The sequence below is a fragment of the Streptomyces spinoverrucosus genome (assembly GCF_006539505.1).
In the GTDB taxonomy this organism is placed as follows: domain Bacteria; phylum Actinomycetota; class Actinomycetes; order Streptomycetales; family Streptomycetaceae; genus Streptomyces; species Streptomyces spinoverrucosus.
The window spans coordinates 99371-118682 of the sequence record NZ_BJND01000007.1 but is presented as its reverse complement, the minus strand read 5'-3'; the positions used below and the strand labels follow the sequence as shown (position 1 = coordinate 118682).

The 19312-nt window shown below is 72.1% G+C and carries 16 protein-coding genes and 1 pseudogene; 11 read left to right on the top strand and 6 right to left on the bottom strand.

Annotation, left to right across the window (positions count from 1 at the left end; translation table 11 throughout):
• Positions 1-53 precede the first annotated feature (53 nt).
• Entirely contained in the window at positions 54-1847 is a 1794-nt protein-coding gene (locus SSP24_RS04940; protein WP_141307535.1) for a thiamine pyrophosphate-requiring protein, read from the bottom strand.
• 250 nt (positions 1848-2097) lie between these two features.
• Between SSP24_RS04940 and SSP24_RS04935 the strand changes: the two genes are divergently transcribed.
• From SSP24_RS04935 to SSP24_RS04920, 4 genes and pseudogenes are all read left to right on the top strand, one after another.
• Positions 2098-2916 carry a SigB/SigF/SigG family RNA polymerase sigma factor gene (locus SSP24_RS04935; RefSeq protein ID WP_141307534.1) on the top strand — a complete coding sequence of 273 codons (819 nt, stop codon included), beginning with the start codon at positions 2098-2100 and terminating at the stop codon, positions 2914-2916.
• A gap of 203 nt (positions 2917-3119) precedes the next feature.
• Positions 3120-3716, top strand: coding sequence for a hypothetical protein (locus SSP24_RS04930; RefSeq protein WP_141307533.1), 597 nt, complete (start codon positions 3120-3122; stop codon positions 3714-3716).
• 139 nt (positions 3717-3855) lie between these two features.
• Positions 3856-5104: pseudogene (locus tag SSP24_RS04925) on the top strand (aminotransferase class I/II-fold pyridoxal phosphate-dependent enzyme).
• Positions 5101-6186, top strand: coding sequence for an MBL fold metallo-hydrolase (locus SSP24_RS04920; protein WP_141307531.1), 1086 nt, complete (start codon positions 5101-5103; stop codon positions 6184-6186). Before SSP24_RS04925 ends, SSP24_RS04920 begins: the two are co-directional and overlap by 4 nt.
• Positions 6187-6267: 81 nt before the next feature.
• Here SSP24_RS04920 and SSP24_RS04915 read toward each other — a convergent pair whose 3' ends face one another.
• Together SSP24_RS04915 and SSP24_RS04910 are read right to left on the bottom strand one after the other, a co-directional pair.
• Positions 6268-6888: a DedA family protein gene (locus tag SSP24_RS04915; RefSeq protein ID WP_141307530.1), complete on the bottom strand. Its 621-nt coding sequence runs from the start codon at positions 6886-6888 to the stop codon at positions 6268-6270.
• Positions 6885-7658: an MBL fold metallo-hydrolase gene (locus SSP24_RS04910; RefSeq protein ID WP_167529513.1), complete on the bottom strand. Its 774-nt coding sequence runs from the start codon at positions 7656-7658 to the stop codon at positions 6885-6887. The genes SSP24_RS04915 and SSP24_RS04910 overlap by 4 nt, the downstream gene beginning before the upstream one ends.
• A gap of 82 nt (positions 7659-7740) precedes the next feature.
• Here SSP24_RS04910 and SSP24_RS04905 point away from each other — a divergent pair, with 82 nt between their 5' ends.
• From SSP24_RS04905 to dnaK, 6 genes are all read left to right on the top strand, one after another.
• Positions 7741-8142: a hypothetical protein gene (locus tag SSP24_RS04905; RefSeq protein WP_141307529.1), complete on the top strand. Its 402-nt coding sequence runs from the start codon at positions 7741-7743 to the stop codon at positions 8140-8142.
• 91 nt (positions 8143-8233) lie between these two features.
• Complete coding sequence (locus tag SSP24_RS04900) at positions 8234-10330, top strand: phage holin family protein (protein ID WP_141307528.1); 2097 nt, start codon at positions 8234-8236, stop codon at positions 10328-10330.
• Positions 10331-10409: 79 nt separating this feature from the next.
• Complete coding sequence (locus SSP24_RS04895) at positions 10410-11471, top strand: ATP-binding protein (RefSeq protein WP_141307527.1); 1062 nt, start codon at positions 10410-10412, stop codon at positions 11469-11471.
• 62 nt (positions 11472-11533) lie between these two features.
• Complete coding sequence (locus SSP24_RS04890) at positions 11534-13267, top strand: vWA domain-containing protein (RefSeq protein WP_141307749.1); 1734 nt, start codon at positions 11534-11536, stop codon at positions 13265-13267.
• A 74-nt stretch (positions 13268-13341) separates the two neighbouring features.
• Complete coding sequence (locus tag SSP24_RS04885) at positions 13342-13767, top strand: OsmC family protein (RefSeq protein ID WP_141307526.1); 426 nt, start codon at positions 13342-13344, stop codon at positions 13765-13767.
• Positions 13768-13972: 205 nt separating this feature from the next.
• Positions 13973-15838: a molecular chaperone DnaK gene (gene dnaK / locus SSP24_RS04880; RefSeq protein WP_141307525.1), complete on the top strand. Its 1866-nt coding sequence runs from the start codon at positions 13973-13975 to the stop codon at positions 15836-15838.
• A 410-nt stretch (positions 15839-16248) separates the two neighbouring features.
• Here dnaK and SSP24_RS04875 read toward each other — a convergent pair whose 3' ends face one another.
• The 3 genes from SSP24_RS04875 to SSP24_RS04865 are packed head-to-tail and all read right to left on the bottom strand — an operon-like array spanning position 16249 to position 18849.
• Positions 16249-17049, bottom strand: a complete 801-nt coding sequence (locus SSP24_RS04875) for an SAM-dependent methyltransferase (RefSeq protein ID WP_141307524.1) — start codon at positions 17047-17049, stop codon at positions 16249-16251.
• A gap of 47 nt (positions 17050-17096) precedes the next feature.
• Positions 17097-17963, bottom strand: a complete 867-nt coding sequence (locus SSP24_RS04870; RefSeq protein WP_141307523.1) for a Sco1979 family transcriptional regulator — start codon at positions 17961-17963, stop codon at positions 17097-17099.
• Between the two features lie 58 nt (positions 17964-18021).
• Positions 18022-18849: a helix-turn-helix domain-containing protein gene (locus tag SSP24_RS04865; protein WP_141307522.1), complete on the bottom strand. Its 828-nt coding sequence runs from the start codon at positions 18847-18849 to the stop codon at positions 18022-18024.
• A gap of 155 nt (positions 18850-19004) precedes the next feature.
• On the opposite strand from SSP24_RS04865, the gene SSP24_RS04860 reads away from it, so the two are divergent.
• A complete protein-coding gene (locus SSP24_RS04860) occupies positions 19005-19310 on the top strand; it encodes a 4a-hydroxytetrahydrobiopterin dehydratase (protein WP_141307521.1) in 306 nt (101 codons plus the stop codon).
• Positions 19311-19312: the final 2 nt, after the last annotated feature.

Sequence of the window (19312 nt, the reverse complement as noted above, 5' to 3'; positions counted from 1 at the left end):
CAGATCTTCGGGGTCGCGCACCGCGTACCCGAAGGGCGGGCGGCGACACAGGGCTACTTCTTCTCCCGTCCGGGCAGGAACTCCTGCACCTTCGCCTTGAACCCCTGCTTGACCATGGAGCCCCGGTCGGCGTCGCCCTTCAGGATCGACGCGGCCGTCGCCTCCATCTGCTCCCACGTGGCGTGCGGCGGGATCGGCGGCACCGCAGGGTCGGTCAGGAACTCGATCACCGCCGGACCGTCGGCCTCCAGACCGGCCCGCCAGCCCGCCTCGACGTCCTCCGGCTTCTCCACCCGGACCCCGGTCAGGCCGAGCGAGCGGGCGAAAGCGGCGTACTGCACGTCCGGCAGCGCTTGCGAGGGCAGGAAGGACGGCGCGCCCTCCATGGCCCGCATCTCCCAGGTGACCTGGTTCAGGTCCTGGTTGTTCCACACGGCGACCACCAGCCGCGGATCCTGCCAGCGGCCCTGGTACTTCGCCGCCGTGATCAGCTCCGCCAGCCCGTTCATCTGCATCGCCCCGTCGCCGACCAGCGCGATCGCGGGCCGGTCCGGGTGGGCGAACTTCGCGCCGATCGCGTACGGCACCCCGCAGCCCATCGTCGCAAGCGTCCCGGACAGCGAGGAGCGCATGCTGCCACGCATCGTCAGATGGCGGGCGTACCAGTTGGCCGCCGAACCCGAGTCGGACGTGACGATCGCGTTCTCGGGCAGCAGCGGGTCCAGGGCGTGGGCCACGTACTCCGGGTTGATCGGGTCAGCCGACAGCTCCGCCCGGCGCTCCATCACCTGCCGCCAGTGCTGCACGTTGTCGCACACCGTCTCGTACCACTCGCGCCCACGGTCGGTGTCCAGCAGCGGGATGAGCCGCTGGAGGGTCTCCTTGGCGTCGCCGATGAGATTCACCTCGTACGGATAACGCATCCCGACCATGTGCGGGTCGATGTCGATCTGCACCCCGCGCGCCTTCCCGAACTCCGGCAGGAACTGCGTGTACGGGAACGAGGAGCCGATGGTCAGCAGCGTGTCGCAGTCGCGCATCAGCTCGTACGACGGACGGGTGCCCAGCAGGCCGATCGAGCCGGTGACGTACGGCAGTTCGTCGCTCAGCGCGTCCTTGCCGAGCAGCGCCTTGGCCACGCCCGCGCCGAGCAGCTCGGCGATCCGCTCCACCTCCGTGCGCGCCCCGGCAGCGCCCTGACCGATCAGGATCGCCACCTTGTCACCGGCGTTGAGGACCTCCGCCGCCCGGCGTAGGGCGTCCTCGGAGGGAATCGCCGTCCAGGCGCTGCGGTTCAGGCTGGAGGGCACCATCTTGAACTCGTGCGTCGGCGGCGAGTAGTCGAGCTCCTGCACGTCCCCCGGGATGATGACGGCGGTGGGGGCGCGACGCGCGTACGCGGTGCGGATCGCCCGGTCCAGCACGTTCGGCAGCTGCTCGGGCACCGTCACCGTCTCCAGGAAGTCCGAGGCGACGTCCTTGAACAGCGAGTGCAGGTCCACCTCCTGCTGGTACGAGCCGCCCATCGCCGTACGGTGCGTCTGGCCGACGATCGCCAGCACCGGCACATGGTCGAGCTTGGCGTCGTACAGCCCGTTGAGCAGGTGGATCGCACCCGGTCCCGACGTCGCCGCGCACACTCCGAGACGGCCGCTGAACTTGGCGTAACCGACCGCCTGGAACGCCGACATCTCCTCGTGCCGGGACTGGATGAAGCGCGGCCGGTCGTCGGCGCGGCCCCAGGCGGCGAGCAGGCCGTTGATCCCGTCACCGGGGTAGCCGAAGACGTGCTCCACCCCCCACTCGCGCAGCCGCTGCAGGACGTGGTCGGAGACCTTGGTGCTCATGGAGTGACCTCCAGGACGTGACGAACGAGATGGGCAGCTCCCGTTCCGAGTCACCCTCCGGGCACCCGGAAAACCCCGGTACGGGTGTTTGCGCCCAGGGGGTGGGGGCAGGCGCGAGTCAGTGCTTCGGACAGGAGGCACGTCCGTGGGAGCGGCCCGAACCGACCCCGCGTGTGTCTGTCCGGACCGTGCACGCGCTCCCACGGTGACCGTCCAAAGCAGAGCACTTCCAAGGGAGTTGCGACGCATCATGCGAACCACCCCAGCGAGCGCGAAGCACCACCCCCACGACGACGCCCCCGACACCGCCGACGCCTTCCGCCGCCTGGCCGAACTGCCCGACGGACCCGAGCGCGACGCACTGCGCGACGAGATCGTCGAGGCCTGGCTGCCCATGGCTCAGCGGCTGGCCGGCCGGTTCCGCAGCCGCGGCGAGAGCTACGACGACCTGCGCCAGGTCGCTGCCCTCGGGCTGGTCAAGGCCGTCGACCGGTACGACCCCGCGCGTGGCAACGCGTTCGAGAGCTATGCCGTGCCCACGGTCACCGGCGAGATCAAGCGGCACTTCCGGGATCACCTGTGGACGTTGCATGTGCCGCGGCGGGTGCAGGATCTGCGGAATCGGGTGCGGATCGCTGTGCAGGAGCTGTCGGCGGGCGTTCAGGGTGCCGGTGCCGGTGCTTCCGGGCGGCAGCCGAGTGTGGCCGAGATCGCCGAGTACGCCGACATGAGTGAGGAGGACGTGCGGGCCGGGCTGGAGGCGCTGGAGAGTTTCAGCGCGTTGTCGCTGGATGCGGAGCTGCCGGGCAGTGAGGACGGGTACTCGCTCAGCGATGCGCTCGGGTCCGCCGATCCCGCGCTGGACACGGTGGTGGATCGGGAGGCGGTGAAGCCTGGGCTGGCGGCGTTGCCGGAGCGGGAGCGGGCGATTCTGTATATGCGGTTCTTTCGGGACATGACGCAGAGTCGGATTGCGGAGCAGTTGGGGATTTCGCAGATGCATGTGTCTCGGTTGATCAGTCGGTCGTGTGATCGGGTGCGGGAGGAAGTGATGCGGGGGGCCGCGTAGGGGGTGCTTGTGCGTTGCCGGGTGCGGGTGCGTTGTGGCTGGTCGCGCAGTTCCCCGCGCCCCTGAGGGGCGTTGTTCACCTGGTTGGGTGTGTGGTTCCCGCTAATGGGGCCCGGGCACGGGCGGCTGTGATGGCTGCGGGCTGTGATGGCTGTGGGGGTGCGGCTTTCGTGCCTCCTCGTCGGTCTTAAGGAGCCCTTCTCATGTGGCGCAGCGTCCGTGTTCTGTCCGTGGTCGTCATAGCCGGGGTCGCTCTGGGCGGGGGCGTTCCCCTTGCCTCGGCGGAACCGGACGCCGAGGTCGCGCCTGCGGCCGTTCAGCCGGGAGGCACCGTCACCGTGGACGTGACCTGCGATTCCGTCGGTGGGGCGTCGCCCGAGGTGATCGAGGCGAGCTCCACGGCCTTCGCCGAGGGCACGGTGCAGTTGCAGCGGGAGTTCGGCGAGGACGGCGAGGCGGCCGGGCCCACGTATCGGGGGACCGCCCTCATCGCGGCTGACGGCAACGACTCGGCGTGGACCGTCGACGGCGCCTGCCCCGGGGCGGCCGGTGCGCAGGGCAAGCCGTGGAGCGCGTCCTTCAGTGCAGCGCCCGAGGTGGGCGGCGGCACGTCGGACTGCGTCGAGCCGAAGGACTGCTACGGAGGAGGTGCCGTGCTGGATCACGGCGTGCAGGCCGGGTGGGGCGGGGCGTTCAGCGAGTCCGTGCCCGCGCTGGTCGCCGGGGGGCTGCTGATCGCGGGGGCGCTCGGTGCCGCCGGGCACCGGCTGTGGCGCAGGGACACGCGGGGGGACGCCTGAGGCGGGGTCCGGCTGGGTACGCAGAGCGCGAGAGCACGACCGGCACCGTACGCACGACGCACCATCCGACGACCTGACTCGGCCCGAGGGCGACACGACACGGCACCGGCACGGCACCAGGGACTGCGCGGAGGTACGTATGCGGCGGACGGAACCGGAAGGCCACGGCCCCGTCCGCTACGGGCCGCCGCTTCCCGACGACGGGCTGCCCGTGCTGCCGGAGCTGTCCGCCGTGCTCGCCGCCGCCGCGGGCCGTGCCGTCAGTGAGCCGGTGGGCGGCGCCACGGCGCTGCTGGACGCGGCCTGCGGGTACTGGGAGCGGCGCGGGCTGGCCACCGGGCCCGGGCATGTCGTGGCCGCTCCCGGGGCGCCCGCCCTGCTGCTGGCGCTGACCGCGGCGCTCGGCGGCGATGTCCTCGTGCCACGGCCCTGCGCGGCCTGGTGGGCGCCGTACGCACGCCTGCTCGGCCGTCCGGTGTTCCATGTCGCGACGCCCGCCGAGTGCGGGGGCGTACCGGATCCCTATGCCCTGCTGGAGACCGTGCGCCGGGTGCGGGCCGAGGGCGGGGACCCGCGGCTGCTGGTGCTGTCCGTCGCCGACGACCCTACGGCCACGGTGGCGCCCCCCGAACTGCTGCACGAGACCCTTGAGGCCGCCACCGGCGAGGGACTGCACCTGGTCAGCGACGAGACCTGGCGCGACACCCTGCACGCCCCGCACGACACGGTGCTGTTCAGCCCCGCCGAGATGCTGCCCGACCAGGTCACCGTCGTCACCGACCTGGCCGGTGCCCTGCTGCCGCCCGGCTGGCCCGCCGCCGTCGCCCGGTTCCCCGAGGGCGCGGCCGGGGACGGGCTGCACGCGCGCGTACTGGATGTGCTCACCGCGCTCGGCGCGCGCGTCGCCGGACCGGTCGCCGCCGCGGCCACCTATGCGCTGGGCGAGCCCGAACCGCTCGGCGGCCATGTGGACGCCGTCGTACGCCTGCACGCGCGCGTGGCCGAGGCCGCGCACCACGCCGTGGTCGCCGCGGGCGCCCTCGCCCAGCCGCCGCAGGCCGGCCGGCACCTGTACGTCGACCTCGGCCCGCTGCGCTCGGGGCTCGCCGCGCACGACGTGGGGGACGCCCAGGAACTGGAGGACTTCCTCGCCGCCCGGCTCGGCATGCCCGCACCCGGCGGCCACCGCTTCGGCGACGACCTGGCCGCACTGCGCGTACGGCTGTCCACCGGCCCGCTGCTGGGCGGCACGGACGCCGAGCGCGCGGAATGCCTCGATTCACCCGCGCCGTTGGAACTGCCGCACGTGGAACGCGCGTTGATCAACCTGAAGTCGGTCCTTGACGATCTTTCGTGACGACGCTCAGCGATGGGAGCCTCCTCGATGACGCAGCAGTCCGAGTCGACCACGAGCACACCCACCCAGGAGTCCGACAATCCGGCGTCCAGGTCGTCGGCGGCATCGGCCATGTCGCCGCTCGCGCCCCCGTTCCCCCCGCTCGCCGAGCCCCGCCCGCTGGGCGAGCGGCGCGTGTGGCCGCGTACCTTCCACGACCGGCTGACCGCCCCGCTGCCCGGCATCAAGGCCCTCACCCGGTTCGCCCGCGAAGGTGCCGTCCGCCCGGGCCGCGAGGGCCTCGCCGACATCCCCCGGCTGCCCTTCGAGCCCGGCCCGCTGCCCCGCGTCGACGCCCGCACGGTCGCCGTCACCTGGGCGGGACACGCCAGTTGGGTGCTGAGCGTCGGCGGGCTCACTGTGCTCACCGACCCGGTCTGGTCCCGCCGCATCCTCGGCACCCCGGCCCGGATCACGCCGGTCGGGGTCGCCTGGAGCCAACTGCCGCGGATCGACGCGGTGGTCATCAGCCACAACCACTACGACCACCTGGACGCCCCCACATTGCGCATGCTCCCGCGCGACACACCGGTGTTCGCCCCGGCCGGTCTCGGACGCTGGTTCCAGCGCCGCCGCTTCACCTGCGTCACCGAGCTGGACTGGTGGGAGGCGGCCGAACTGGACGGCGTCCGCTTCGACTTCGTCCCCGCCCACCACTGGTCCAAGCGCACCCTGACCGACACCTGCCGCACCCTGTGGGGCGGTTGGGTCCTCACCGACCCCGACGGCAGGCGCGTCTACTTCGCGGGCGACACGGGATACGGCCACTGGTTCACCCGCATCGGCCGCCGCTACCCCGGCATCGACCTAGCCCTGATGCCGATCGGCGCGTACGACCCACGCTGGTGGCTCAGCGACGTCCACTGCGACCCGGAGGAGGCGGTGAGGGCCGTACAGGACCTGGGCGCACGCCGGATGGCCCCCATGCACTGGGCAACGTTCGTCCTGTCGGCGGAGCCGGTCCTGGAACCACTGACGCGCGTGCGAACGGCATGGGAGAAGGCGGGGCTGGACAGGGAGAACTTGTGGGACTTGCCGGTGGGCGGCTCACGAGTGCTGACCCGCACCCCTTGACAGGCGCGAGGAGTGACGCCGGTCAGGGGCGCGGGGAACTGCGCGACCAGCCACATCGCGCCCGCACCCCGCAACGAAACATCACCTGGCAGCCCGAACCCGCCGCCACACACTGGGCACCGCACTGATGACCAGCGTCAGCGCCACCACCGCGACCACCCCTTCCCACGGCTCCGGAAACAACGACCCACCCAGAATCCCAATCAACTGATAAGTCACCGCCCACGCCAAACACGCCGGCAAATTGCCCCGCGCAAACCTCCGCATCGGCCACCGCGCCAACAGACACGCCAACATCACCGGCAACCGCCCCGCCGGCACGAGCCGAGACAGCACCAGCACGGCAACTCCGTGCGCGGCCAGCTTCTCCTGCGCCTGCGCCAACCGCTCCTCCGGCGCCCGCGCACGGACCGCCTCCAGCCAGCGCGACCCGTTCTTCGACTTCAGTCCCCGCCGCGCCAGCCAGTACAACGTGGCATCGCCCAGGAACGCGGCCAGCGACGCCGTCACGAACACCAGCGCCAGCGAGAACGGCGCCGTCTGGTGAAACGCGACCACCGCCGCCGAACTCACCAGCGCCCCCGTCGGCACGACCGGCACCAGCGCCCCGATCAGCACCAGCAGGAACAGCGACGGATAGCCGATCGCCTGCTGGGTGGACTCCGCCGGTATGGGCGTCGTGGCGGCCGCGAGCCAGCTCACCGGGCGACCTCCAGGCGCACACTCTCCCCGTGGCCGAGCAGATGCACCGCCACCTGCGGAGCCCGCCGCGCCGCGAGGCGCACGAACTCGGCGCCGGGCGCGTGGAACTCGTGCGGGCGCACGGCGTCCATGCCGATCGGCCAGTACGTGCCGAAGTGCACCGGCACTGCACTGCGCGGCGCCAGCCGGGCCAGCGCCTCGGCGGCCAGTGCCGGGTCCAGGTGCCCGTGGCCGAGGTACGGCCCCCAGCCGCCGACCGGCAGCAGCGCCACGTCGACCGGCCCGACCTCTTCCGCCATCGTGTCGAACAGCCCGGTGTCCCCGGCGAAGTAGGTGCGGGCCTCGCCCTCGATGACATAGCCGAGGGCGGGGCAGCGGTGCGGGCCGATGGGCAGGCGTCGTCCGTCGTGCCGCGCGGACACGGCCCGTACGGTCAGATCGGCCACCCGGGTGGTGTCGCCGGGCGCCATCTCGGTCAGGCGCAGATGGTCGAGCCGGCGCAGCGCCGGTACCGCCTGGGGCGCGCCCCGGGGCACGAGCAGGCGCGTGCCGGGGGCGAGCCGGGCCAGGGACGGCACGTGCAGGTGGTCGGAGTGCAGGTGGGAGACCAGGGCGACGTCCGCGCGCCACGCGCCCGGCGGGGGGAGCGCGCCACGGCGGCGGCGCAGATGGGCCAGCCTGCGGACGAACAGGGGATCGGTGAGCACGCGTATGTTCGAGTCCGCGACCGTGCAGGTGGCGTGCCCCCACCAGGTGATCTCCACCGGCACCTCTTTGCCTCCTTCGCGCGACTCCCCGAAGCCTACGGGCAGGAGTAGGGTCGACGGTCAAACCCGGAGGTGAGGGGGCGCCATGGGAGCAGTGCGCGTCACGGCGATCGCCAGTCTGACGCCGTTGGAGGAACTTGACGCGGACCCCTTTCTGGTCGACTCCCGCAGCCAGCACGCAATGTGCGCGCGGTGGGCCGCGGAGCGGGGGTACGTCGTCGCCCGGCAGTTGCTGGTGTGCGGGCTGCGCGCCGACCACTGCGCCCTGTGGGACGGCGTACGGCCCGGACGTGACGTCTTCGTGGCGCCGAGCCGCCGGGTGCTGGAGAGCGCCCTGTCGGACGTCGAGGAGTTCACCGCGGAGTGCGCCCGGCGGGGCGTGCGCATCGAGACCGTGGGGCGGGCCGAACCGTCGTACGACGCGCAGATGAAGGCCCAGGTGCATCGGCGGCTGTCGATGCCGACGGCCGGGTACGACGGGCGCTGACGGTTCGTCGTAGCGGGGACGAATCGGTTCCGGTACGCGTTGTGACAATCTGGACGCAGGCCTGCTCCGGCGGTGGGCCGGGACGTGAGGTGTGCGGGGCGTGCTCAAGGGGCGGTGGCGGCGGATCGTCAGCCAGGTGGGGCGGAGCGTCACGGTGTGGGCCGTCAGCACGGTCACAATGCTGGTGCTCGCCGGAATCCTGCCCGACTTCCAGTTGCAGAGCGCCGACGGCGACAGCGCCACCACCATCGCCGTGACCGCCGCGTTCGCGGCCGGTGCCTTCGGTGTGCTGTCGGCCGTCGTGTGGCCGCTGCTCGTACGGCTCCTGCTGCTGGTGCCCGCGCTCGTGCTCGGGCTGCTGGTGTTCTTCCTCAACGGCGCCCTGCTCCTCGTAGCGCTGCGCCTGAACCCCGCCGAACGCGGCGCCGTGGACCCGGAGACCGCGGTGGTCGTCGCCGCCGTGATGTCCGCCGTCGCCTCCGCCACCGGCGCCGCCCTCGCCGTCCGCGACGACGACGCCTACCGGCGCCGCCTGTACCGCCTCGCCGACCGGCGCCGCCGCGCGCTGCCGCCCGGCCCGGTCACCCCGGGCACCGTCTTCGTCCAGCTCGACGGCGTCGGGCACGACGTGCTGACGGGCGCCGTCGGCAAGGGGTTGATGCCGACCGTCTCCCGCTGGCTCGGCCACGGATCGGCCGACGGCCCCGGCAACCCCACCCACCGCCTGACGCCCTGGCGCACCGACTGGTCCAGCCAGACCGGCGCCAGCCAGCTCGGCATCCTGCACGGCAGCACCTTCGACATCCCCGCCTTCCGCTGGTACGAGAAGGACACCCAGGAGGTGATGGTCAGCAACCGGCCGACCAGCGCCGCCGAACTCCAGCGCCGCGCGGTCGAACGCACCGGCGACGGCGGACTGCTCACCGTCGACGGCGCCAGCCGCGGCAACCTGTTCAGCGGCGGCGCCGACGAACAGGCCCTCGTGCTGTCCATCGCCACCCGGCGCCGCAGCCGTGAGAACCGCTCCCGGGCGGGGTACTTCGCCTACTTCTCCGACCCGGCCAACGCCGTGCGCACCGCCCTGTCCTTCGTCGCCGAGGCCGGCCGCGAGATCGGCCAGTCCACCCGGGCCCGCCTGCAAAAGGTCCGCCCGCGGGTCTCCCGAGGCGGCCTCTACCCGTTCGTCCGCGCCTTCGCGACCGTCGTCGAACGGGACGTCGTCGTCGCCGCGGTGATGGGCGACCTGCTCGCCGGGCGCACCGCCGTCTACGCCGACCTGGTGGCGTACGACGAGGTGGCGCACCACTCCGGGCCGATGAGCCGGGACGCCGAGAAGGTCCTGGAACGCCTGGACCGCGCGCTCGCGCTGATCGAGAAGGTCGCCGAGCACGCCCCGCGCCCGTACCGGATCGTCGTCCTGTCCGACCACGGCCAGAGCCCCGGTGAGACGTTCCGCGCCCGCTACGGCCTCACCCTCGGCGACCTGGTCCGGGCCGGGTGCGGGCTGCCCGTGCCGCGCCGGGCGCGCCGCACCCGCAGCGGCGCCGAGGCCCGCGCGGCCGTCCGGGCCGCCCTGCACAGGCCGGTGGAGGAGGAGCACGAGCAGCGCCGCCCCGCCCGCCGCTCCGAGCCGATCGTGCTTGCCTCCGGCAATCTCGGCCTGATCTCCTTCCCGGACGTGCACCACCGGATGAGCAAGGAGCAGATCGACGCCCGCCACCCGGCGCTGCTGCCGACCCTCGCCAACCACCCCGGCATCGGCTTCCTCCTCGTACGCAGCGAGGAGCACGGCGGGGTGGTGCTCGGCGCGAACGGCGCCGAGGTCCCGGTGGACCAGCTCGACGACGAACACCCCGGGCCGCTCGCTGGTTTCGGGCCCGGTGCCGCGGAGGCTGTGCGCCGCACGCACTCCTTCCCGCACGCCGCCGACATCATGGTCAACTCCTTCCACGACCCGGCCGACGGCGAAGTCCTCGCCTTCGAGGAGCAGATCGGCTCGCACGGCGGCCTGGGCGGCGCCCAGGCCAAGCCGTTCCTGGTGTCGCCGCTGGCCTGCTCCGCGCCCGTGGACGAGGGGGAGGACCTCGTGGGCGCCGAGCAGGTGCACCGCGTGCTGCGCCGCTGGCTGCGTGAGACGGCGGGGCCGCAGGTGCCGATCGAGGCGGAGCCGGAGGAGCGGGCGGCGTGAAAATCGGCTGCGCCGCCGCAGTCGTACGCACACACTTGTCGCGCACGCTTTTCCCGAAACCTCCCAAGGAGCCCCTGCTTTGCAGGCTGCCGTCACCGTCACGCCCGCCCGTATACCCGAACTGCTGCTCGGTCTCGCGACCGTGCGGCCGGTCTTCCTCTGGGGCGCACCCGGCATCGGAAAGTCGTCCCTGGTGAGGGAGTTCGCCGAGTCGCTGGGCCTGGAGTGTGTGAGCCTGCTCGGTACGCAGCTCGCACCCGAGGACCTGATCGGCGTGCCGCAGATCCGCGACGGACGGTCGGTGTTCTGCCCGCCGGAGGCGATCGCCCGCGACGAGCCGTACTGCCTGTTCCTGGACGAGCTGAACGCGGCCACGCCGGATGTGCAGAAGGCGTTCTACTCGCTGATCCTGGACCGCCGGATCGGAAACTACGAACTCCCCGCGGGCTCGATCGTCATCGGCGCCGGCAACCGCGCCACCGACAACGCCCTCGCCCGCCCCATCGCCTCCGCGCTGGTCAACCGTCTCGCGCATGTGCACCTGGAGGCGTCCCCGAAGGACTGGCTGGTGTGGGCGGCCAACAACGGCATCCACCCGTGGATCCTGGACCACCTCACCGACCGGCCTGACCACCTGTGGTCCAAGCCGCCCAAGACCGAGGAGCCGTTCTCCACGCCCCGCTCCTGGCACATGCTCTCCGACGCGCTGCACTCCTTCGGCCAGGGCCTCGACGAGGAGACGCTGAAGGTGCTCGCGCACGGCACGCTGACGCCCGCGCACGCGACCGCGTTCTGCGGCTACGTCAAGATCGTGCGCAGCCGGTTCGGCATCGAGGCCATCCTCAAGGGCGAGGCCCGCTGGCCGCACCGGCTTCAGGACCGCGACCTGCTCTACTACCTCGCCGAGTCGTTCCGCGGCCGGCTGATCAAGGAGCTGCCCGCGAGCAAGGAGCACATGTCGGCGCACGGGCGGGAGACGGCGTACCGCGCCAAGTCGCTGCTCGTGCAGCTCGCCGAGATCTCCGTCGAGGTCGCGCAGAGCGTGATCGCCTCCGACGCCGACGGCAACCCGGTCCTGCCCGCCTGGTTCCTGATCGAGGCCGCCCGCGACATGCCGCGGCTGGTGGAGGCCCGGCGGTGAACCGGACCCGCGGGAAGGGCAGCAAGAAGCGCGACCTGGCGGCGGAGGCGTTCGCGGAGGGCATGCGGCTCGTGCTGGCCAACCCGGCGCTGAAGGCCGTCGACTTCGACACCTGCCGGGACGACGAGTGCGACCTCGCGCCCCGGGACGGCCTGATCCGCGTGGACTCCGAGGGCGTGCTGCACTCCCACCCGGATCGGATCGCCGACGGCCGCGACTGGGCCTGGGCCATCGCGCACGCCGTGATCCATCTCGGCTTCGGCCACGTCCCGGCCGCCAAGGGCGACCGCGTCCAGCCGGACCGCCACGAAGTCGCCGCCCGCTGCGCCGTCGTCAACCGCTTCCTGCGCACGTTTCCCGTCGGTCGCACGCCCGAGCACCTGCCGGACTCCTACCCCGACGGCGACGAGGAGCAGCTCGCCGCGCGCTGGCGGCGGCACGGCATCCCGGCCGCGTACGAGCGGGGCGGCACCGCGGGCGGGGAGCCCGACCAGCTGCTGCTCACCTGGCGCGGCTGGCACGGACAGCCCCCGGACTGGCAGCTCGCCTTCGCGGGCGCGCTCACCCGCACCATGTCCGCGGCCCTGGACATGGCGGGCGGCCGCCGCGACTCCCTCGACGGCACCCTCGCCCCGGCCCGCCCCTGGGAGCGGGCGCTGCGCTGGTTCATCTCCTCCTACCCGCTGCTCGGCGGCATCGCGGCCGGCATCAAGCTGGTCGCCGACGCCGAACTGAGCCGCGCCCACGGCATCGCCGTCGCGGCCGTGAACGCCGAGGCCGGCGAGATCTACATCAACCCGCTGCGGCAGTTCGAGGACGAGGAGTGGCGGTTCGTCCTCGCCCACGAGATGCTGCACGCCGCCCTGCGGCACGGCGACCGCTGCGGCACCCGCGACCCGTACCTGTTCAACGTCGCCTGCGACTACGTCATCAACGGCTGGCTGTGCGAGATGCAGGTCGGCACCATGCCCGAGGGGCTGCTGTACGTCAAGGACCTGACGGGACTGTCCGCGGAGGAGGTCTACGACCGTATCGCGGGCGACCTGCGCCGGATGCGCCGCCTGTCCACGCTGTGCGGCAGGGGACGCCCGGACGTCCTCGGCGCCCCGCTCGGCCCGCCGGGCGCGTACGTCGACCTCGACGAGTTCTACCGGCGCGGCCTCGCGAACGGCCTCGACCTGCACCGGAGCCAGGAGCGCGGCTATCTGCCCGGCGGCCTGGTCGAGGAGATCCGTGCGCTCAGCCATCCGCCGCTGCCGTGGGACGCCCAGCTGGCCCGCTGGTTCGACGAGTTCGTGCCCCGTCCGGAGCCGGTGCGGTCCTACGCCCGGCCCGCGCGCCGTCAGGCGTCCACCCCCGACATCCCGCGCGCGGGCCGCCACTTCCCGCCCGAGGAGGTCGCCCGCTGCACCTTCGGCGTCGTCCTCGACACCTCCGGCTCCATGGAGCGGACGCTGCTCGGCAAGGCGCTGGGCGCCATCGCCTCGTACGCCGAGGCCCGTGACGTACCGGCCGCGCGGGTCGTCTTCTGCGACGCGGTCGCGCACGACGCGGGCTATCTGCCGGTCACCGAGATCGCCGGGAGGGTACGGGTGCACGGGCGCGGCGGTACGGTCCTGCAGCCCGGGATCGATCTGCTGCACCGGGCGGAGGACTTCCCGCCGGGCGCGCCGGTGCTGGTGATCACCGACGGCTGGTGCGATGTGCTGCGGGTGCGGCGCGAGCACGCGTATCTGATTCCCCAAGGCGCCCGACTGCCGTTCACCGCGCGTGGACCGGTGTTTCGCGTGCGGTGAGCCGGAATGTGATCGGATAGGGGACGAGAGCCCCCGAAACGGGGCCGCATCGAAAGCATGCGAAAGGAACAACCGTGGCAACCACGCGCTCCGCACACACCGTCTGGGAAGGCAACCTGCTCGAGGGCAACGGCGTCGTCACCTTCGACTCCTCCGGCATCGGCCAGCAGCCGGTGTCGTGGCCGTCGCGCGCCGAGCAGGCGAACGGCAAGACCAGCCCCGAGGAGCTGATCGCCGCCGCCCACTCCAGCTGCTTCTCCATGGCGCTGTCGCACGGTCTGACCGGCGCCGGCAACCCGCCCACCAAGCTCGTCACCTCGGCCGACGTGACGTTCCAGCCCGGTGAGGGCATCACCGGCATCCACCTCACCGTCGAGGGCACGGTCCCCGGCCTGGACAACGACGCGTTCGTCGCCGCGGCCGAGGACGCCAAGGCCAACTGCCCGGTCAGCCAGGCGCTGAAGGCCGTCCCGATCACTCTGTCGGCAAAGCTCGCGTAGGCGCTCCCCTGGGGGTGCGGCGATGGAAGTGCCGCGCAGGCCCGTCTCTCGTCCGCCGCACCCCCTCCGAAGGTCGTCCACCGGACTGACCGGGCCCTGCCCGGGTATGTGCCTATGTGCCTGAATGACCAAGGGCCCCATTGACAAGAATCCACTCAAGTTTTGTGCTGGTTTTCGAGAGGCTCCCTGGCGGAAGGGGACAGCGATGGCACGCGCGGTCGGTATCGATCTCGGGACCACGAACTCGGTGGTGGCCGTCCTGGAGGGCGGCGAACCCACGGTTGTCGCCAACGCGGAGGGGGCCAGGACCACACCGTCGGTCGTGGCCTTCGCCAAGAACGGCGAGGTACTCGTCGGCGAGGTCGCCAAGCGGCAGGCCGTGACGAACGTCGAGCGCACCGCGCGCTCCGTCAAGCGGCACATGGGCGACGCGCACTGGCGGTTCCCCGAGCAGGGCTCCGTGGACGGCACCCGCTACCGGGCCCAGGAGCTGTCGGCGCGGGTGCTGCAGAAGCTGAAGCGGGACGCCGAGGCCTATCTCGGCGAGGACGTCACGGACGCGGTGATCACCGTGCCCGCGTACTTCGACGACGCCCAGCGGCAGGCGACGAAGGAGGCCGGGGAGATCGCGGGCCTGAAGGTGCTGCGGATCATCAACGAGCCCACCGCCGCCGCCCTCGCCTACGGCCTCGACCGGGGTGAGGAGCAGACCGTCCTGGTCTTCGACCTCGGCGGCGGCACCTTCGACGTCTCGCTGCTGGAGATCGGCGACGGCGTGATCGAGGTCAAGGCCACCAACGGCGACACCCACCTCGGCGGCGACGACTGGGACCAGCGGATCGTCGAGCACCTCGTGAAGCGCTTCAAGGGGCAGTACGGCATCGATCTCGGCAACGACAAGATGGCGCTCCAGCGGCTCCGGGAGGGCGCGGAGAAGGCCAAGATCGAGCTGTCCAGCTCCTCGGAGACGTCGATCAACCTGCCGTACATCACCGCCTCCGCCGAAGGCCCCCTGCACCTGGAGGAGAAACTCACGCGCGCCCAGTTCCAGGAGCTCACCTCCGACCTCCTCGACCGCTGCAAGACCCCCTTCCACCAGGCGGTCAAGGACGCGGGTATCAAGCTCTCCGCGGTCGACCACGTCATCCTCGTCGGCGGCTCCACCCGTATGCCCGCGGTCACCGACCTGGTCAAGGAGCTCACTGGCAAGGACCCGCACAAGGGCGTCAACCCCGACGAGGTGGTGGCCGTCGGCGCCGCCCTGCAGGCCGGCGTCATCCGCGGCGACGTCAAGGACGTGCTGCTCCTCGACGTCACCCCGCTGTCCCTGGGCATCGAGACCAAGGGCGGCATCATGACGAAGCTGATCGAACGCAACACCACGATCCCGACGCGGCGTTCGGAGATCTTCACGACCGCCACCGACAACCAGCCCTCCGTCGGCATCCAGGTCTACCAGGGCGAACGCGAGATCGCCGCGTACAACAAGAAGCTCGGCACCTTCGACCTCACCGGCCTGCCGCCCGCCCCGCGCGGCGTGCCGCAGATCGAGGTGGCGTTCGACATCGACGCCAACGGGATCATGCACGTCTCCGCGAAGGACCTGGCGACGGGCCGCGAACAGAAGATGACGGTGACCGGCGGTTCCGCCCTCCCCAAGGACGACATCGACCGCATGATGCGGGAGGCCGAGCAGTACGCCGAGGAGGACCGCAGGCGCCGCGAGGCCGCCGAGACCCGCAACCAGGCCGAGCAACTCGTCTACCAGACGGAGAAGTTCCTCCGCGAGAACGAGGACAAGATCCCGGCGGACACCAAGTCGGAGGTCGAGTCGGCGGTCACGGACCTGAAGCAGTCGCTGGAGCGCAACGCCGAGACCAGCGAACTGCGCACCGGCGTCGAGAAACTCGCCACCGTCAGCCAGAAGATGGGCCAGGCCATGTACGCCCAGGCCCAGCAGACCCCGACGGAAAGCACCACCGGCGAGCGCACCGCATCGCAGGACGAGGAGGGCGTGGTCGACGCAGAAATCGTCGACGAGGAGAAGGACACCAAGGGCGGGGCGGCGTAGGGCTCCGCCGGCGGGTCAGCAGGCCCGGCCCGCCGGGGGTCAGGCCTGCGGGCCCCGTTCGCTGGTCAGGTCCGCGAGCCCTGCATGCCGGGGGCAGCCCCCGACGTAGGGCCCTGCCCGCTGGTCCGCCTGCGGGGCAGAGTTCTCGGGCGTGCCCGCGGGCGGTCAGGCGCGCGAGCCGGTCTGCTGGCCGGGGTTTGCGGCGACGGCCGCGAGTCACCGTCCCTCGGTCAGGCCTGACGACGCGCGACGCCCGCGAACCCCGCCCGCCGGTGAGCCCCGCGAGCCCGCCCGCCGGCCAGGCGGGCAAGCCCGTGAGTCGCCCGCTGGTAAGCCGCGTGGGTCCCGCCCACCGGGCGGCGGGCCCGCGAGTCCTGCCCCCCGGTAAGGATCCGAGTCGCATCCGCCCGTCAGGGCTTGCGGGCCACGCCCGCGTACACCGGGACGAGGCCCTCTGCCTGGGCGGTGACGTCCTCCGGGGCCGGGCGCCAGCCGTGGACGGGGATGAGGCCGGGGCCGAGCAGGGACAGGCCGTCGAAGAAGCGGGCGAATTCGGTGAGTGAGCGGGGGAAGAAGGGCGTGCCCGTGCGGCGGAAGTGGTCGGCGGCCTTTGCGATGGCCTCGGGGCTGAGGTCGGGGGTGACCTGGGAGAGGATCAGGTGGCTGCCGGGGGCGAGTGCGTCGACGTACTGCTTCAGCAGGCCGTACACCTCGTCGTCGAGGTAGTGCGTGAGCGCGACGAGCGACAGCGCGACCGGCCGGTCGAAGTCCAGCGTCTCGCCCGCCCGCCGCAGCAGGGTGTCGACGTCGCGCACGTCGGCGTGCACATAGGCGGTGGCGCCTTCGGGGGAGCCGTGCAGTAGGGCCTCGGCGTGCCGGAGGACGATCGGGTCGTTGTCCGCGTACACCACCCGGGACTCCGGCGCGATGCCCTGGACCACCTGGTGCAGATTCGGCTCGGTGGGGATACCGGTGCCGATGTCCAGGAACTGGCGGATCCCGGCCTCCGCGACCGTGCGCACCGCCCGGTGCATGAACCGGCGGTTGGCACGCGCCCCGCGCAGCACCGTCTCGTCCACGGCGAGGATCCTGCGGGCCAGTTCCTCGTCCACCGGGTAGTTGTCCTTGCCGCCCAGCCACCAGTCGTAGACCCGCGCCGGGTGCGGTCGGCTGGTGTCGATGCGGGTGGGCTCGGCGTCGGATCCGGTCATGCGGTGCGGTCTCCTTGCTGTGGGTGGGTGGCTGAGACGTGCGTGCGTCAGGAGTCCCCGCGGCACTCCTGCAGGATCTTCTTCGTGCGCTGCGCCGACGCCGCGTGCGCGGTCATGTGGTCCAGCACCTCCAGATGCGTGGACACCTCGCTGCGGGAGTCGAGATACAGCGCCCCGGTCAGGTATTCGGTGAAGACCATGTCCGGCAGCTCCGGCTCGGCGAAGCGGAACAGCGAGAAGGGGGCGTACGTCCCCGGATGCGGGCCCCTGGCGAACTCGGCGACCTGGAGTGTGACCCGGTCGCTCTCGGCGGCCTCCAGCAGCCGGTCCAGCTGGGCGCCCATGACCTCACGGCGGGTGCAGACCGGGCGGCGCAGGACCGTTTCGTCCATGATCACCCACAGGTGCGGAGCGTTGGGGCGGCGCAGCAGCTCCTGCCGGGCCATCCGCAGGGAGACATGCCGTTCGATCATCTCCGGACCGCCCGACTGGCCGATCGTCCCGGCCTCCAGTACGGCACGGGCGTAGTCCTCGGTTTGGAGCAGTCCGGGCACGAAGTGCGGCTCGTAGGAACGGATCAGCCGGGCGGCGCCCTCCAGGCTGACGAACAGGCTGAACCAGTCCGGCAGCACATCGCTGAACCGCTGCCACCAACCCGGCTGGTTCGCCTCCTCGGCCAGCGCGACGAACGCCGTCACCTCGTCCTCGGGGACGCCGTACGCGGGCAGCAGGATCTGCAGGTACGGAATCCTGAGCGCGACCTCGGCCGTCTCCATCCGCCGTACGGTCGCCGGGGCCACCCGCAGCACGCGTGCGGCCTCCTCGCGCTTGAGACCGGCTGCCTCGCGCAGCTCCTGCAGCCGCTTCCCGAGCACCACCTGGCCCACGGTGGGCGCGGTCCGCCGCTCACTCACGCCACGCCTCCCCTACGCGCCGAAAGCCTGCGTGCAGTGTGTCATGTTCCGCTTACGGTCACACGAGTGAGTGCAGATACTTGACCGTCGCCGGGTCCGCCGGAAGCAGCGTCTCGATGGCCAACTCGGCGACGGTCACGTCCATGGGCGTGTTGAACGTCGAGATCGACGAGACGAAGGACAGGGTCCGGCCCTCGTGCTCGATCTGCATCGGCAGCGCGAAGTAGGGGACGGGCTCGGCCGGTTCGCCGCCGGTCGCCGACTCGGGCACCGGATACGCGGCCACCTCCTCGTACAACTCCCGCAGCGCCGCCGAGCGGTGGAGCGCGATCTGCCGCTCCATCTGGGCGAGCAGATGCCCCCGCCACTGACGGAAGTTGCGGATGCGCGGCGCCAGGCCCTCCGGGTGCAGCGTCAGCCGCATCGCGTTCGGCGGCCGGGTGAGCAGGGACTCCGGGAGGCCCTCCAGCAGCAGGGTGATGCCCCGGTTCGCGGCCAGCACGTTGTACGTCGCGTCCACCACCAGCGCCGGGTACGGCTCGTAGCCCCGGATCAGCCGTTCCATGCCCTCGCGCAGGGCGTCCAGCGCCGGATCGTCCAGGGGCGTCTCCGGATAGCGCGGGGCGTAACCGGCCGCGAGCAGCAGCGCGTTGCGCTCCCGCACGGGGACGTCCAGGTGCTCGGCCAGCTTCAGCACCATCTCCTCGCTGGGGCGGGAGCGGCCCGTCTCGACGAAGCTGATGTGCCGCGCCGAGGAGCCCGCCCGCAACGCCAGCTCCAGCTGACTGACCCGCCGCCGCTCCCGCCAGGCCCGCAGCAGCGGGCCGACGCCCTGGTCGGCGGGGGTGACCGCGGGGGTGCCGGGCGCGGACGGTGGGATGGTCATGCCTACGACCGTAGTCGAGGAGGGGCCGATGAACGAGGCGTGGCAGCTGTCCGTTTTTGACCGCTCCCGATCGCGGAGACCCGCCTGACCAGCGCCGCAGCCGCCGCCTGTGGCACGCTGAACGGGTACGCGACATCCACGAAGGGAGCGAGCTCATGCCCGTCGAACCGCTGTCGCAGAAGGAGATCGAGGACCGGCTGGCGGAGCTGCCCGGCTGGTCGCTCGACGGGGACCGGCTCACCCGCTCCTACCGGCTCGGCTCGCACCTCGCGGCGACGGCCCTGGTGGTGCACATCGCCCAGGTCCAGGAGGAGCTCAACCACCACTCCGACCTGACCCTCGGCTACAACACCGTCTCCCTCACGGTCACCACGCACAGCGTCGGCGGCAAGGTGACCACGATGGACTTCAAGCTCGCCGAGCGGGTGGAGGCCCTCGCCCCGGCGCACGGCGCCGGCTGAGC

What these genes read in the sequence shown, in the direction of transcription:
- SSP24_RS04940 (WP_141307535.1), bottom strand. Translation starts at nt 1,847, where the DNA reads ATGAGCACCAAGGTCTCCGACCACGTCCTGCAGCGGCTGCGCGAGTGG.
- SSP24_RS04935 (WP_141307534.1), top strand. Translation starts at nt 2,098, where the DNA reads ATGCGAACCACCCCAGCGAGCGCGAAGCACCACCCCCACGACGACGCC.
- SSP24_RS04930 (WP_141307533.1), top strand. Translation starts at nt 3,120, where the DNA reads ATGTGGCGCAGCGTCCGTGTTCTGTCCGTGGTCGTCATAGCCGGGGTC.
- SSP24_RS04920 (WP_141307531.1), top strand. Translation starts at nt 5,101, where the DNA reads ATGACGCAGCAGTCCGAGTCGACCACGAGCACACCCACCCAGGAGTCC.
- SSP24_RS04905 (WP_141307529.1), top strand. Translation starts at nt 7,741, where the DNA reads ATGGGAGCAGTGCGCGTCACGGCGATCGCCAGTCTGACGCCGTTGGAG.
- SSP24_RS04890 (WP_141307749.1), top strand. Translation starts at nt 11,534, where the DNA reads ATGCGGCTCGTGCTGGCCAACCCGGCGCTGAAGGCCGTCGACTTCGAC.
- dnaK (WP_141307525.1), top strand. Translation starts at nt 13,973, where the DNA reads ATGGCACGCGCGGTCGGTATCGATCTCGGGACCACGAACTCGGTGGTG.
- SSP24_RS04875 (WP_141307524.1), bottom strand. Translation starts at nt 17,049, where the DNA reads ATGACCGGATCCGACGCCGAGCCCACCCGCATCGACACCAGCCGACCG.
- SSP24_RS04865 (WP_141307522.1), bottom strand. Translation starts at nt 18,849, where the DNA reads ATGACCATCCCACCGTCCGCGCCCGGCACCCCCGCGGTCACCCCCGCC.
- SSP24_RS04860 (WP_141307521.1), top strand. Translation starts at nt 19,005, where the DNA reads ATGCCCGTCGAACCGCTGTCGCAGAAGGAGATCGAGGACCGGCTGGCG.